At 66.0% G+C, this 14,702-nt stretch carries 15 protein-coding genes and 1 rRNA gene; 3 read left to right on the forward strand and 13 right to left on the reverse strand.

Annotated elements, in window-relative coordinates:
* From Q319_RS0118770 to Q319_RS0118780, 3 genes are all read right to left on the reverse strand, one after another.
* On the reverse strand, positions 1–995 hold a 995-nt coding region (locus Q319_RS0118770; RefSeq protein WP_029483978.1), incomplete at its 3' end, for a UDP-glucose dehydrogenase family protein.
* 611 nt (positions 996–1,606) lie between these two features.
* Positions 1,607–2,572 (reverse strand): GumC domain-containing protein, encoded by a 966-nt coding sequence (locus tag Q319_RS0118775; protein ID WP_029483979.1) that lies wholly within the window; start codon positions 2,570–2,572, stop codon positions 1,607–1,609.
* Positions 2,573–2,887: 315 nt separating this feature from the next.
* Positions 2,888–4,768 carry a malectin domain-containing carbohydrate-binding protein gene (locus Q319_RS0118780; RefSeq protein ID WP_081846165.1) on the reverse strand — a complete coding sequence of 627 codons (1,881 nt, stop codon included), beginning with the start codon at positions 4,766–4,768 and terminating at the stop codon, positions 2,888–2,890.
* Between the two features lie 654 nt (positions 4,769–5,422).
* Here Q319_RS0118780 and Q319_RS0118785 point away from each other — a divergent pair.
* Both Q319_RS0118785 and Q319_RS0118790 read left to right on the forward strand, forming a co-directional pair.
* Positions 5,423–6,742 (forward strand): glycosyltransferase, encoded by a 1,320-nt coding sequence (locus Q319_RS0118785; protein ID WP_051655556.1) that lies wholly within the window; start codon positions 5,423–5,425, stop codon positions 6,740–6,742.
* 118 nt (positions 6,743–6,860) lie between these two features.
* Complete coding sequence (locus tag Q319_RS0118790) at positions 6,861–8,348, forward strand: lipopolysaccharide biosynthesis protein (RefSeq protein ID WP_029483982.1); 1,488 nt, start codon at positions 6,861–6,863, stop codon at positions 8,346–8,348.
* 9 nt (positions 8,349–8,357) lie between these two features.
* Here Q319_RS0118790 and Q319_RS0118795 read toward each other — a convergent pair whose 3' ends face one another.
* The 3 genes from Q319_RS0118795 to Q319_RS24840 are packed head-to-tail and all read right to left on the reverse strand — an operon-like array spanning position 8,358 to position 10,207.
* On the reverse strand, positions 8,358–8,960 hold the full coding sequence (locus Q319_RS0118795) for an IMPACT family protein (RefSeq protein ID WP_029483983.1): 603 nt from the start codon (positions 8,958–8,960) through the stop codon (positions 8,358–8,360).
* A 5-nt stretch (positions 8,961–8,965) separates the two neighbouring features.
* The gene (locus tag Q319_RS0118800; protein WP_029483984.1) at positions 8,966–9,580 is read right to left on the reverse strand and encodes an NUDIX domain-containing protein; all 615 of its coding nucleotides are present in this window, start codon (positions 9,578–9,580) and stop codon (positions 8,966–8,968) included.
* Between the two features lie 9 nt (positions 9,581–9,589).
* Positions 9,590–10,207 (reverse strand): DUF4403 family protein, encoded by a 618-nt coding sequence (locus Q319_RS24840; RefSeq protein ID WP_051655557.1) that lies wholly within the window; start codon positions 10,205–10,207, stop codon positions 9,590–9,592.
* Positions 10,208–10,266: 59 nt separating this feature from the next.
* Between Q319_RS24840 and Q319_RS0118810 the strand changes: the two genes are divergently transcribed.
* Complete coding sequence (locus tag Q319_RS0118810; protein WP_029483986.1) at positions 10,267–10,581, forward strand: hypothetical protein; 315 nt, start codon at positions 10,267–10,269, stop codon at positions 10,579–10,581.
* Between the two features lie 217 nt (positions 10,582–10,798).
* Here the strand turns inward: Q319_RS0118810 and Q319_RS0118815 are convergent, their stop codons facing one another.
* From Q319_RS0118815 to Q319_RS0118845, 7 genes are all read right to left on the reverse strand, one after another.
* Positions 10,799–11,290, reverse strand: a complete 492-nt coding sequence (locus tag Q319_RS0118815) for a hypothetical protein (protein WP_034415825.1) — start codon at positions 11,288–11,290, stop codon at positions 10,799–10,801.
* Positions 11,291–11,345: 55 nt separating this feature from the next.
* Positions 11,346–11,852 carry a 2-amino-4-hydroxy-6-hydroxymethyldihydropteridine diphosphokinase gene (gene folK, locus Q319_RS0118820; protein WP_029483988.1) on the reverse strand — a complete coding sequence of 169 codons (507 nt, stop codon included), beginning with the start codon at positions 11,850–11,852 and terminating at the stop codon, positions 11,346–11,348.
* Positions 11,853–11,865: 13 nt separating this feature from the next.
* Positions 11,866–12,228, reverse strand: coding sequence for a dihydroneopterin aldolase (folB, locus tag Q319_RS0118825; protein ID WP_029483989.1), 363 nt, complete (start codon positions 12,226–12,228; stop codon positions 11,866–11,868).
* A 10-nt stretch (positions 12,229–12,238) separates the two neighbouring features.
* Positions 12,239–13,072 carry a dihydropteroate synthase gene (gene folP, locus Q319_RS0118830; protein ID WP_245619368.1) on the reverse strand — a complete coding sequence of 278 codons (834 nt, stop codon included), beginning with the start codon at positions 13,070–13,072 and terminating at the stop codon, positions 12,239–12,241.
* 32 nt (positions 13,073–13,104) lie between these two features.
* A complete protein-coding gene (locus Q319_RS0118835; RefSeq protein ID WP_029483991.1) occupies positions 13,105–13,884 on the reverse strand; it encodes an ImmA/IrrE family metallo-endopeptidase in 780 nt (259 codons plus the stop codon).
* Between the two features lie 92 nt (positions 13,885–13,976).
* Positions 13,977–14,243: an acyl-CoA-binding protein gene (locus tag Q319_RS0118840; RefSeq protein WP_029483992.1), complete on the reverse strand. Its 267-nt coding sequence runs from the start codon at positions 14,241–14,243 to the stop codon at positions 13,977–13,979.
* A gap of 155 nt (positions 14,244–14,398) precedes the next feature.
* Positions 14,399–14,702 (reverse strand): 16S ribosomal RNA (locus Q319_RS0118845); the annotation flags it as partial.

The following is a 14,702-nucleotide window of genomic DNA, read 5'->3' on the forward strand; positions in this document are numbered from 1 at the left end:
TGCTTTTGCAGCTTGGCGATCACCAGTTGCCGCTGGCGCTGGTTGACCGCCACGGCGGCGCGCAGAATGGGCATGTCGTAGCCGTATTCCTCGCCGGTGCTGATCAGCGCGGAAGTGTCTTTACCAAAGCACGAGCCGCCCCAGCCCGCCCCAGCCGACAGGAACTGCCGCCCGATGCGCGCGTCGCTGCCGATGCCGCGCGCCACTTCCTCGATATCGGCGTCCACCCGCTCGCACAGCCCGGCAATCTCGTTGGCGAAGCTGATCTTGAGGGCCAGAAAGGCGTTGGCGGCGTACTTGATCATCTCGGCGCTGCTCAGGCTGGTGGCCACCACTTCCGGGCGGGTGTAGCCCACGGGCCGGGGCACATGCGCCGGGGCCTGAAAATTCTGCTCGATCAGTGGGGCGTACAGCTCCAGCAACCGCGCCACGCCGGTCCCGTCGTTGCCACCCAGCACCAGACGGTCCGGGTACAGGCTGTCGAACAGCGCCGTGCCTTCCCGCAGGAATTCAGGGTTGCTGACCACGTTGTACTGGTGCTGCTTGTAATCCGGGGCGTTCTCCTCGATGATCCGCGCCACCCAGTCCCCTGTGCCCACCGGCACCGTACTCTTGTTGACTACCACCTGCATCTTGCCGTTCAGGTGCCGCGCCACATCCTGCGCCGCCGCTGCCAGATAGCGCAGGTCCGGCTGTCCGCCCGGCAGCGGCGGCGTGCCCACGCAGATAAAGATCACGTCGGCACCCGGAATGGCCGCCGAGTAGTCGGTGGTCCACTGCAAGCGGTCCCCGCACTCGGCCATCAGTTCGCCCAGCCCCGGCTCGTAGATCGGCAGTTCGCCGCGCACCAGCATGTCCACCTTGCCCTGATCGATGTCCAGACCCATCACCTGATGACCGAAATAGGCGAGCAGGGCGGCGGTGCCCAGGCCGACATAGCCCGTGCCCACGACGGCGACCTTTAATGGAGTGTGCAGGTTGGGGGTGTGTGGCATGTTCAGGTTCTCCTCAGAGGGCAGGGGGAAAGAGATGGTGGCGGCGGCGGATCAAACACTTGTGGAGACACAGGAGCGGTCTTCATCTATCGAAAGTGGAGCTACCGAAACGGGTCAGGCACGCTTTCCCAGAGGTCAGTTCTCAGATTCTGGGGGCGGAAATTGCCCGTGGTGCGGACCTCGGCCCAGAGGATACGGCCAGATTCACATGACCGGTTCCCACATGGTGAACTTAATCGATTGGGCGCTAACGAGAAGTAAATTGCCCCGGTGGCTCCGGCGATACCAGCACCCGTGTCAGAGGCCCGATCCCTCCAGCGGCCCGCCAGAGAAAAGCAGCGCCTGGCAGCCTTGCTCCACCCTGAAATCTACACTCTCAGGACTTGCGCTTTCCTGCCCTGATCGGCTCATGAAGGGGCGGCCACGCGCAGTGGCTTCAGGAACCTGTGACCTGGACCCATCTCATCTAGACAGCAGATTGACCATCAGCAGTTTTACCGGGTCTAGCAGTCGCACTGAAGCTGGCATCTCCATCAAGGCTGGCATCATCACAAAAAGAGCCGCCGAAAGCACTGGTCCCCTCGGCGACTTCCTGAAATACGGCGCTGACGCTAGCGTTGCGGCACAGTAGAGGTTACGTTGCGGCTCTCGCTGGCCTCGTGGCGGTACAGGGCTGGGGCACCTTCTGGCGCGCTGTCCCAGTCCGCCGCCGCCTCGGCTGCGGTGGGCTGGCGGCGGCTGCCCAGCAGCACCGCGCCGCCGCCCGCAAACAGCAGCGTCAGCAGGGCGGCCAGCGCTGCCGAGCGCAGGGGCCGGGGAGTGACGGGCCGGGCAGGATTGACCGCCTCGGCGATCACGTCCAGGGTACCCGCCACGCTCTGCCGCGAGGACGTGATCACGGCCAGATCACGCACGATGGACGCGCGGGCCTGCCTGTTGACGTCGTCGGTGCTGAGGCCGCCCGTCTGCGCGGTGCGGTCCAGCACGTCGAGTTGCAGCTTCAGGGCGGCGCGGGCCTGCTCAGAGCGGCGCTGGGCGCGCTGGATGTCCCACAGTTGCAGCGCGGCGACGCTGGAATTGGCCAGCACGCGGGCCAGTTCTGGGGTGCTGGCGCGGGCGCTCAGGATGTAGACGACGCCGCTGTTGGAGTTGGTGGGGCTGTTCGGGTCCGGGGCCACCTGCAATTTTTTGAAGATGCCCGCACTCAGCTCGGCCTCGAGGTCCTCCCGCACAGCGGTCACCGTCGCGGGCGCGATCTCGGCGGCCCGCAGGCGGTTGACCACCAGCTTGACCACCGCCGGGCTGTGCAGGGCCTGTTCCAGCCCGCCGCGCGGCAGGGGCGAGGGCCGCAGCAGGCTGTCGTTCAGCGCGTTGGCAGCGCCGCTCTGCTCGGTGAACATGCTGCTGGTGGCCTCGTAGACTTTGGGTTGCAGGCCAGACAGCAGATAAGCGCCCACCCCCGCCAGCACCGTGACGCCCAGAATGGGCAAGGCGGCGCGGCGCAGCAGACGGACCACCTGCGGAAGCTCGAGATCGCGGCGGGTGAAATCGGGGCGGGGTGGATGGCTCTGCATCATGCGTTTTCCTTTTGAGAAGCGGGGCGTGTGAGAATCAGGGCGTGTTGCAATCGGAACCTGTAGCGATCAGGAGGGGTGTGAGGATCAGGGAACGCAGAACTCGTGCTGCGGGTAGAGAACAGTGTTGGAAGAATCGTCAGGGCTGTGCGCGGTAGGCGAACCATCCCGGTGCCCATACCCAGCAGTATGGCCGCCTGTCCTCTCAAAGCTCTTTCGCCCGGTCCTGCCCATCCCGCCGCGCGCCTCCAGATCGGGCCAAGCCGGCAGTTCTGACTGACCCTCTCTAAACTTGGCCCCGCCCCTGCCACAGTGTCCTCAGCGCACGATCTCGATGCCCGCGATGGAAGGATAATCCACCGAGGCGCTCAGGGTCAGGTTCAGCACACCGCCCGTGACCTGCACGTTCACCGTCTTGATCAGTGCGGTGTTGCCGCCCCCCGCATCCTTGACGATGTCCAGATTGGGCAGGACGTTCTGACCCTCGGCGACCACGTCGAAGACCCGTTTGCCAGCAGTGGCGTGGGCCAGATCAGCGAAGTGTAGCCGGAGGGTCTGCGGACCGTTTTCCAGCGGAATATTAAAGCTGATGGCGCGCGGGGTGAGGTTCCCCACGTTGCCCCGGTAGGTGCGGTACAGCGCGTCATAGTTGGTCTTGAGGATATCGAGACCAGCATTGGGGCCGCCGTCCGGCTCGTTCTTGGCCGTGTTGGGGGTGAACAGCGCGTAGTTGTTGCGGTACCGGTCCGAGAACCACACATTGCCCTGCGGATCGGCGGATTTCTCACCGGCTCCCAGACCCACATCGATCAGGATGGAAGCGGGCTTCAGGTTACCAATCAGGTAAACGTTGTCGTTGTAGTCGTAGTTGATGCCCGAGTAGTCCATGATCAGCAGGTAGGTGTCGGGCATGATCTGGCCGCCCCGGTCCCTGGCCTGGAAGAAGCGCACATGCTGGCCGCAGGGGTCCGCACACCCGCTACCACGGTCCGCGTTCTGGTCGTTCAGCGTGGGATCACTGCTCTCGGTGTCCACCTTGAAGCCGAAGGTACTGGCGGGGGAAAAAGTGGTCACGGCAGGTTCGTTGGTGCCCTCCTTGCGGGGCAACACCGTCTGTCCGTCAATGCCTGCCTGGGCCAGCACATCGTTGCTATCGCCGCTGCCCTTGGTAAACCAGCGCAGCCTCGCCACGTCGCCCTGGGTGTGGTAGGCGGCCAGTTGCTGGACCGTCACGGGCTTGCCAGCGTCGGCACGCTGCCAGTACGGCGCGATCACCTCGTCACCCTGGGGGGTCACCCGGCCTTTCTGGTTGACATCGCTGCCCGGCGCAAATTTCGTTTTGAAACCGAAGCCGCCCTCCACGATCTCTTCCAGGGTGGGTTCCTCGATGCCCTCGGACTGGTTTTGCCACACCCCCGCGAGCTGAATGACCTGCCTGGGCGCTGCGACGTCGTTGGATTCCACGGTCAGGGTTCCTGCGTGAACCTTCACAGCCTGCGCGGTAAAGCGCAGTTTCACGTCCTGGAATGCGCCTGGGGCGATATTCAGGGGCAGGGTCAGCTTGGGGTCAAGTTCCCAGGTGTCCGTGATGGGCAGCCCGGTGACCTGCAATGCGCCGCTGCCGGTGTTGGTAATCCGCAGGGTGGCGCGGTCATGCACGCCGTTGCTGGGCGGGCTGGCCAGCGATCCGATACGGCTGAAGACCAGCCGGTCCGCGAAGGGGCCAGCGTCCAGACTCTTCAGCGTGGCCCGGCCCAGTACCGGACTGGGGCGGACGGCGCTGACCTTGCTGGGGGCCGAGGCGTTCCCGCTCTTGTCTACCGCCACCACCTGATAAAACGAGGCAACTCCCTGTGGCGCGGCGGTGTCCGTGTAGGACGGGGCCGTCAGCAGCGTGGAGGTCAACACGGTAAACGCTCCGCTGGCACTGGCCGAACGCGATACGCGGTATCCCGCGAGATCAGCCTCGGTGTTGGCCGTCCACTTCAGGTCGATGCCCCCGATACTGGCCGTGGCACTTAAACCCTGAGGAGCCAGCGGAGGCGTGGTATCGGTCTCTGGCACGGTAATGACCGGCGGCTTGGGCGGCTTGGGTTGATCGGATGGCGTGCAGCCGATGAGCAGTCCTGTTCCCAGCAGCACCACCGCCATTCCTCTGGCCCACCTGTACGGCCTTTTGTTCTTTATTGCTTTACTCATGATTTCCCCTTTTGCTTTCGTCCGTTCCCTGCCTTGCCTGCACTTCAGTTCTTTCTCGTTGTTCTGTCCACCCACCCTGCCCTATGCGCGGCAGACCGGGCGTCTCAGAACGACTCTTTAATGGCGCGTGTCATGGACATCTGCTGGACAACGTTGACGTGGCCCATCCGAAAGCCAGAATGCGGTCCGGGGCGTAAACGTTTCGTTGCACGCTGCACGCGTATTTTACCTGATACGCCCGCACCACACGGCCCGGAATGCGGCAGCCCGGATCAGCCAACCATCAGCCGCCGATCAGCTCAGGGCCAGAGAAGCCTGTCTTACGAACAGGGCGGCGGACCCCTTTGCGCCCGCGACCAGTTCGCCCCTCCCGGAACACGGCGGCGCTCCCTCTCTTCCCACTGGCCCCCGCCTGCGGCCCGCCTGACCTCTGCCCTGCCCCGACTCCCTATCCCATGACAGAGCAGACTGATGGGGCGGCGTTTCCACGCGGCCCGACTGGAGACCTGTGCCGTCCAGAACCCCCGTCCCAAGCTGGACTTGCCCGGAGTTTACTTTCGGGTAACGCGCACGCGCCTATGCTGGCCCGCAGATGATGGTCCCTCCCCCCTGCTCTCCTTTTCAACCTGCCCACGCCCACCGGTCCACCATCCAGTGAAGGTTCTGCACCTGAGTACCAGTGACGGTGGCGGCGGTGCGGCGCGCGGCGCATTCTGGCTGCACCGCGCGCTGGACGCACACCTGGATTCGGCCATGCTGGTGCAGAGCAAGGTCACGGACGACCCCAGGGTGACGCAGGCCCGTCCGGCACTGGCCTCGAAGGTGGCGCGGCGGGCCGAGCGTCTGGTGCGCGAGCGGCTCAGCCCGCCGGAGTATTTCTCACCCGCCGCCCTGAACCTGCCGCTGCACCGTCAGGTCAATGCCCTGCGGCCCGACGTGGTCAACCTGCACTGGATCAACGACGGCTTCCTGAGTCCCGAGAGTCTGGCTAGAATTCGTGCGCCGCTGGTCTGGACCCTGCGGGATCTGTGGCCCATGACCGGCGGCTGCCACTACGCCCAGGACTGCACGCGCTTTGAGGCCGAGTGCGGCCACTGCCCGGCGCTAGGGTCCACGCGCCCGGACGACTACTCGCGCACGCTGCACCGCCGCAAATCGCGGGCCTGGAACCGCCGCCCGCTGACCCTGGTGGCCCTGAGCCACTGGCTGGCCGACGAGGCGCGGCGCAGTTCACTGTTCGCCGGACGCCGCACGGTGGTCATTCCCAATGCCCTGGATACGGCGGTCTTCCGGCCCCAGGAGCGTGGGGCGGCGCGCACGGCATCCAGCCTGCTGGCGGGCCTGGGTGTGGCGGCAGACCAGCGGCTGATCCTGTTTGGGGCCACGAATCCGCTGGGCGATACCCGCAAGGGCTTTGCAGAGCTGCGCCGCGCCGCCGAGATCCTGGCCCGCCGGCCCGGTGCCCACACCCTTGAACTGGTGGTCTTCGGGCCGCTGTACGGTCAGACCCCGCCGCCCATGCCCCTGAAAACCCATTTTCTGGGTTCCGTGGACGATGACCACGCTCTGGCCACCCTGTATGCGGGCGCAGACCTGACGGTGATGCCCTCGCTGGAGGAAGCCTTCGGCAAGGTGGCGATGGAATCGATGGCCTGCGGCACCCCGGTGGTCTGCTTTGATGGCAGCGGACCCGCCGACATCGTGGACCACCGCGTCAACGGCTACCTGGCCCGGCACGGCGACGCGGCTGACCTGGCCGCCGGGATCGCCTCTCTGCTGGATCATCCCGAACCCCATGCGCTGGCGGGGGCCGCGCTATCCAAGGTCATGGCCCACTACACCTTTGGACGGCAGGCCCAGATGTATTCGGACCTGTATGCCCAGGTGCTGGAAGAGGCCCGGTGGGCTGGCCATCCTTCCCCGCCGTCCCAGTCCGGCCCTGGCCCTGACTTCAGCTCCGGGAAAACGTCATGAGCGGCCCTGTCCAGATCCAGCCTGCCGCCCACACCATCCGGCTCAGAACGGTGAGTGAACGCCGCGTCCAGTCCAGGGCAGGACCTGCCCAGGATCACACCACAACGGACGCCCACGCGTGACCAACCTCAAGAGCAGAACCGTCAATGCGATGAAATGGAGCTACCTGACCATGTTCATCGTCGCGCTGCTGGGGCTGGTCTTCGCGGCCATCCTGTCGCGTCTGCTGACGCCGGAGGAATTCGGCGTGGTGGCCATCGCCTTCGTGTTGCAGCGCTTCGGCCAGTTCATCGGCGATCTGGGCGTGGGTCAGGCGCTGGTGCAAAAACCCGAACTGAGCGGTGAGGACATTCAAGCCGGATTCACCTCCTCGGTGGGGCTGGGACTGCTGGCCACCGTGGCGGCGTGGCTGCTGGCCCCGCTGGCCGGGGCGTATTACGACATGCCGGACCTGCCGATGGTCTTCCGGGTCTACGCCGCCGCCTACATGCTGACCGCGATGGTGGTCATCTCGACCAGCCTGCTGCGCCGCCAGCTCAATTTCCGGCCCCTGCTGATCGGCGAGGTGGTCTCCCTGGTCATCGGTCACGGGCTGTTCGGGCTGGGAGCCGCATACCTGGGCTTCGGCGCACTCAGTCTGGCGATCAGCGCGCTGGTACAGGCCCTGGTCCAGATGATCGTCCTGTACGCCTTTACCCGCCACAGCCTGCGCCTGACCTTTCGCCCGGAGTCCTACCGCGCGCTGTACGCCTTTGCCACCCGCGTGACCATCATCAATTTTCTGGAATTCGTGAGTTCCAGCCTGGATACCCTGATGCTGGCGCGGCTGTATCCCCAGGCAGAACTGGGCGTCTACAAACGGGCCTACAACACGGTGGGCATTCCGGCCCTGGCCTTCGCCACTAGCCTGACGCGGGTGCTGGCCCCGTCGTTCAGCTCGATCCAGAGTGAATCCGATCGCCTCAGGCGTGCCCACCATTCGGCCCTGGTGGCCCTGCTGATCGTCATGTCCTGTGTGGCGGGCGGCATTTTCGTGGCCGCCCCCGAAGTCGTGGCGGTGCTGCTGGGATCACAGTTCGTGGAGGCCGTGATTCTGGTCAAAATCTTCGGGCTGCTGGTGCCGTTCATGGTGGCCAGCAATCTGGCCGGGGTTCTGGCCGAGGCCACCGCGCAGCTCAGGATCAAGACCACTATCCAGGCCGTGTATCTGGTGGCCCTGGCGCTGAGCTTCTGGACGGTCTACAGCCTGGGCGGCAGTGTGGAGGCCATCGCGCTGGTCATGCTGGCCGCCATCGTCGTGCGGAACATGGCCTTCGAGCTGATGGTCCGTTCCATCGTGGGCGGCGGGCGCGACATCCTGAAATCCTACGGTGTCGGCCTGCTGTGCGGCCTGGGCACGGCAGCCCTGTTCTACGCCGCGATCGTGCCCCTGCGCGGCCTGGGCCTGTCGCTGCCCCTGCTGTTCACCACTGAACTGCTGCTGGGCGGGCTGGCGCTGGGCGTGGCCATCTTCCTGGGGCCGCCCAACGAACTCAAGTCCCTGGCCCTGCGCGCGGTGGCTGCCATGACAGACCGCCTGCGCCGCGTGACCGGGGAGGAGAGCTAGAGCCAGAGTTCATTCCGCCTGCGCCTCACCGCGCGTCGCGTCCGCCAGGGCCGCCGTGAACGCCTGCACGTCTTCCGGGAAGAGGCCCACCGGCATCTCCACGCCCGATACGGTGTATTCCTCGCTGCCGCGCGCCGTGTCGAAGGTGTCCAGCAGGTGATACAGGGCGCTGAGGAACGGGAACGGCACCCGTACCCGCAGAGATTGACGCGGGCGGACCTCCAGGCGGGGCGCGGTCCGCAGACATTCCGCCGCCGTGCCGCCGTAAGCGCGCACCAGACCGCCCGTCCCCAGCTTGACGCCGCCGTAATAGCGCACCACCACGGCCATGACGTGATCCAAGCCCTGACCTCCAATGGCCCGCAGCATCGGAGCGCCCGCCGTGCCGCCCGGTTCACCGTCGTCGTTAAAGCGGTATTCGGCTCCAATCTGATAGGCCCAGCAGTGGTGCGTGGCGTCGGGGTAGCGCGCCCGGACCGTTGCCAGATACGCCAGCGCGTCCGGTGGTGTGTCGGCCCGCGCGGCGAAGGCCAGGAACTCGCTGTTCTCCACCACGGCGCTGTGGCGGTGTTCCCCGGCCAGGGTGGTGAAGGGGGATGGGAGGTCAGGCAAATCCACTACAGCAGCCCGCGCTCCACCAGATGCCGCCGCGCGTGGAACAGCGTCAGGCCGCTGGGGCCGTCCTGAATCTCCCCAGCCTCCAGCATGCGGTACGCCTCGGGCAGCGGCAGCACCACGCGCTCGATGGTCTCGGTGTCCTCGTGGTGGGTGGCCCCCAGGGTCACGTTCAGGGCCAGCGCGGCGTAAAAGACCACACCGCTGATGCTGGGCTGCGGGTAAAAGCCGGGCAGCGGCACCCAGTCGTGGCTCACGCCGCCCACCTCTTCGAGCAGTTCGCGGGCGGCGGCGGGCAACAGGTCCTCGCCGCGCTCCACGCCGCCCGCGACGACTTCCATGATGGTGGCGCGCAGCGGGTAGCGGTACTGGCGGATCAGCACGGCCTCCCCTGCCGCCGTGACTGGCAGCACGAATACGGCGCGCGGCCCACGCGGACGGTACTGGTACAGCGTTTCCACACCGGGCTTGACCCGCACGCGGTCTTCCAGGACCACCCGGTAACCGTCCACCAGTTGGCGGCTTTCCAGCGTGTCCCAGGGCTGGGCGGCGTCCTCGGTCAACGTGGCCCAGTTGGGATGAAGGGCGGAACGGGCCGGAGGGGTGGAATCGCTCATGGGTCCAGGCTAGCGCAGGCTTCCGGCTGAGGTGTTTGCGGGCCGCAGCCCAGCGGCCCTGAGGGTGACGTGCAGGTCGCCGCCCGCGCACGCCGTGAGCAGCAGGGCGTCCGGCGTGACCTCCAGACCCGTGACCGACAGTTGCGTGACCGTGCCCGCCACCTCTATGCCCTCCACTGGCGTCAACGGGAGGCGCTGCTGTGCCTGGGCGCGCAGCTCTGCCATTCGGGGACCGAGTTCCACGCGTGCCAGCCGCGTCAGATATGCCGTCACGCGGGCGTCGGCCAGCAGGCCCAGCAGCCTTCCGCTCAGACCCTCCCTGCGGGTATTCAGGGTCACGTCTTCCAGCGTCAGTACCTGCCCGGCCCGGTCCAGCACAGGGGTTCCAGACAGATCGAAGGTGGCCTTCAGGCCCAGCAGCCCACTGCTCTGGACTGAGACGGCGGCGCTCAGGCGCGGCACGGCGGCACTGAGCTGGATGTTCGTCACGCGCAAGGTAGGCGCAGTCGGCAGCGGCAACGTGAAAACCTGCTCCGCCGCCCAGGCGGTCCCCAGCCGCGACAGTTCCGAATACGGCAGGCGAAGGGGCAGGGTCAACGAGGCGGCGGGCGGGGAGTCAGGGGTCATCGGTCCTCCAGAGATAGCGCAAACGTCACCCGCCGCGTACCCACGCTAGACTCAGTGTCATGCGAAACGCGTATCTCACGGCGGCCCGGTCCCTGCAACTGGGGCGCGAGTGGGCCGTGGAGGGCGACCAGCCCCGCGCGCTGGAAGCCTACGCCGACGCCCTGGGCCTGCTGCGGACCCTGCCCCCCGAACGCACCCGCGACGTGCTGCTGGCGCACACCCACCTGGCTTTTTACCAGACCCTGGCGCTGGTGGGCAGTCCCGGCGGCCAGTCCCATCTGCATCTGGGCGTCAGCTACGCCCGCAGCACCCGCGATCCCCTGGCCCGCGCCATCGCCGAGGAATGCCTGAGCGGCCTGGATGTGGTGATGTAGAACCGAAATTCTCGGGCAATCGGTACAGCCTCTGGTGAAAGGGTGTTGAAGGCACCTGTCGCCCAAGCGGATGCGCGCAGGAGAGCAACATCCCTCCGGGCGTGAAGAGGAGGGGGCCTGCGCTGTCCCGATTTCTGGCGCGTGAAAAACAGAATCCGTATGACACGGAAAAGCCCTCTCCATTGCGAAGAGGGCTGGGTGAATAGCCTGCCGGTTCTTACTGCCCCGGCAACTGCAACTGTGCCTGCGTTTCCTGGCCCTTGGGGTGAACGCACTGCATGGGCAATTGCCCCAGCGCGCGGGTCCTGGAGCCGTTGTGGACGGCAATGGTGGCGGGCGCGGTCAGGGTCCAGCCGCCGCCCTCGATGTTCTCGGTGGCGCGGATGATCTGGGCGGGTTCGGCTTCCAGCTCGGCGTGCAGCTCGTCGCCCGTGGCCAGCGGGGCGCTCTGTTCCACCAGCGCTTTCAGGGGGATGGCCTGACCCTGCGCGCCCACGGTCAGTTTCTCGGTGTCTTCCAGCAGTTCACGGCACTCCTCGATGAACTTGTACTTGCTGACGCCGTTGGCCTCGCGGTCACTGTAGATCGGGTTGCTGCGGACGGCCACGGCGGTCACGAAGCCCAGCAGGGCCACGGTCAGCACGATGGCCACCCACAGCAGCGCGCGGCCCACGCCGCCATGACGTTTGTTGGAGGTCAGTTCGCTCATATCGCTTTCCAGCATAGCGCCGTAGCGCCCCGCAGACGGTAGGCAGCGGTCAGATTCATGAAGACCCGAGCCAGTCCGTCGCCCCTGCCCCAAATCCCAACCCGTCCGTCCGCGCCAGCGCCTGCCCCACCGTCTCGCCCGTCTGCGGATGGGCCAGCCCCGCATTCAGGTCCGCCAGAGGCGCGAGAACGAAGGCCCGCTCCCAGGCGCGCGGGTGCGGCAGCGTCAGCGTCGCCCCCTCCTCTATCCGGTTGCCGTACAGGATCAGATCGAGGTCCAGCACCCGCGCCTCCCAGCGCTCACGGCGTTCGCGTCCGGCGCGGGCCTCGGCGTCATGCAGGGCCGTCAGCAAATCCAGCGGCGGCAGGCTGGTCCGCAAACACAATGCCGCATTCAGATAGTCCGGCTGACCCGGCGGGCCGCCGACGGGGGCCGTCCGGTACAACTTTGAGACGCCGCAAACCTCGCCCAGCAAACTGACCTCAGCCACAGCCCAGCGCAGGGTTTCCAGCGGACGGCCCAGATTCGCCCCCAGAGCGATGTAGGCGTCATGCTTTTCCATCAACCTTCCGCCATCAACGGTCCTCCTGCTCCAGCGTCAGCTCGGCAAAAACGTCGCGGAATACGCCGGGCAGCGGGGCAAACGGCTTATGCACTCGCACGGTCACGCGGGCCAGTCCAGGCTGATCGCTCAGGATGCGCCGGGCGATCCGGTCCGCCAGCACCTCGATCAACTGGTGACGCTTGCCCGTGACTTCCTCCTGAATGGCGATGTAGACGGCGGCGTAATTGACGGCGGCACTCAGCTCGTCGGGCAGTCCGGCGAAGTCGTAGTACAGTTCGGCGTCCACCACAAAACGCGCCCCCAGCACGCCCTCGGTGTCATAAACGCCGTGTCGGGCGTGAAATTCCAGCCCCTCCAGCACCACGCGGCTCATCCTCGGTTCCTCATCCGGGCGAGTCTAGCGCTGCCTGCACCCGGAGCGCCTGAACATGCGCCGCCGCCGCGTGCGCCCGCACCAGCGCCGCGCCCGCGCGGGCCGCGTGCAGGTGCAGGGCCAGCGTGCCGGGATCGCGGTCTTGCGCGCGTGGAACGTCGGCCAGATAATCGATCAGGCGTTTGCGGCTGGTCCCCACCAGCACGCCGTCCGGCCCAGCCGTCAGTTGCGACAGCGCCCGCAGCAGCGCCAGATTATGTTCCCGCGTCTTGCCGAAGCCGATGCCAGGATCGAGCAGCACATCCGGCACACCCGCCGCCCGCGCCACCGCCGCCTGTCCGCGCAGAAAGGCGAAAACCTCGGCCACCACGTCACCGTAGCTGGGGTTTTGCTGCATGGTGCGCGGCTCGCCCTGCATGTGCATCAGGGCTGCCGGTGCGCCCACCTCAGCGCACACCCGCCTCATCTCGGGATCGCGCAGCCCACCCACATCGTTGACCAGATGTGCCCCGGCCCCCAGCCCCGCCTGTGCCACCTCCGGCTTGAGGGTATCCACGCTGAGCAGGACGCCCTCTGTAGCCAGTTCCCGGATGACGGGGAGAATACGGTCCAGTTCAATGTCGGCGGGCACAGGCTCCGCACCGGGGCGGGTACTCTCGCCGCCGATATCCAGCACCAGCACACCCGCGTCTCGCATCCGGCGGGCAGACACGAGAGCGGCTTCCAGTTCAAAGTGCCGTCCGCCATCGCTGAAACTGTCTGGCGTGACATTCAGGATGCCCATCACCGCCGTGCCTGTCCACGACACGCGCCAGCCGTCCGCACCTTTCTCGCCTCCTGGCACTGGGAAACCGAAGTTCAGGCCATGCGGGCGATTCAGATCTCGTCCTTGCTGGCTTTAACAGGCAGGGCGAAGCTGACCAGCACGCGGTTTCGTTCCGGAAACACGTCCACATGAGCGGGCATCTTGCGTCCAGAGCGGAAGGGGATATAACTGTCCTGCGTGATGGGAATGCCGGTGTCCAGCGCCACCGCCACCGGGTGATCGTCGGGGATGGGGGTGCCGGGGCGCAGGCTGTATTTGACGCCAGCGGCGGAACTGCTGGCACGAACGGTCAGGGCCTTGCCAGACGGGCGCTCCTCGTCAGAGTCTCCCGGCTCGGCATCAATGCGGGCCACAGCGCAAACCGCGTAGATCACCGGGGCGTCGGTGCGTTCCGCCAGGGTATAGAGGGCGCTGGACGCACTCACGTCGGCGCGGCGGGTCAGCTCGGCCAGCGCGCGCCCGCTGGGGCCGAAGCGGGTCAGCAGTTCAGCAGTCAATTCCTCGGGCATCAGGATCGCCGCCGCCGCCACGTTGCACAGCGTCTCGATGACCTCCTCCAGCCGGTCCCCCTCGAAATTGTCGTGCAGATCGCTCAGGAGATCATCGTCGCCCAGCAACAGTGCGTGGCCGATCTCGTGGGCCAGGGTGAAGCGTTGCCGCTCCGGGCGCACCCGGCTGTTGATCAGGATCACCCTGTGTTCAGGGTCATACGCGCCGTCACGGTCCCCCATCGCCATAAATGTCAGGGTCACGCCGTCCAGGCCCGACATCAGGCTGTGGGTGTCCAGCCCCGGCAACGCGCGGGCATAATCAGCGGCCAGCTCCCGCATCCGCGCTTTGGCCAGGGCCTGCACGGAAGGAGAATCGGCCACATGGGGGCCAGGTTCAGGAACGGGGGAATCCGTCACCTGCTCAGCTTACTTCAGCTCCTGTCCTGAAGAGACTGGACAAGTTCCACGTACTCACGCTGGGCATCTTCCATCGACTTTCCCCGCAGGCCGTCCCAGGCATCGTACTTGGCCGCTCCCACGAAATCGAAACCGCCCGGACGCTGTGTTCCGGCGTCACCTCCACTGCCCTGTTTGTACAGCGCATAGAGCCTGAGCATCAGATCGTTGCCGGGCTTCTTGGGAAGCGCCTGTGCGTCTTGCTGTGCCTGCACGAAAGCAGTCTGGGGATCAGAGGTCATGCACACAGTCTAGCCGCGAACGCAGAGCCAGACGACAAACAGACAACAAAAAAGCCACCCCCAACTTGCGTTGGGGGTGGCCTGAACCGATGAACGACACTTCTGCACAGAGCTTATACACAGGGCAGAAGGAACACACGCAGAGAGGAGCTTGTAAAGGAGGTGATCCAACCGCACCTTCCGGTACAGTTACCTTGTTACGACTTCACCCCAGTCATGAACCACAGCCTAGACGCCTGCCTTTCAGCTCCCGGCGGTTTGAGCTGCAATTTACTCCCGTGGTGTGACGGGCGGTGTGTACAAGGCCCGGGAACGTATTCACCGCGGTATGCTGACCCGCGATTACTAGCGATTCCAACTTCACGGAGTCGAGTTGCAGACTCCGATCTGAACTGGGGATGGCTTTTGGCGATTCGCTCACTCTCGCGAGTTGGCTGCGCGTTGTACCATCCATTGTAG

It is taken from the genome of Deinococcus marmoris DSM 12784 (assembly GCF_000701405.1).
GTDB lineage: Bacteria > Deinococcota > Deinococci > Deinococcales > Deinococcaceae > Deinococcus > Deinococcus marmoris.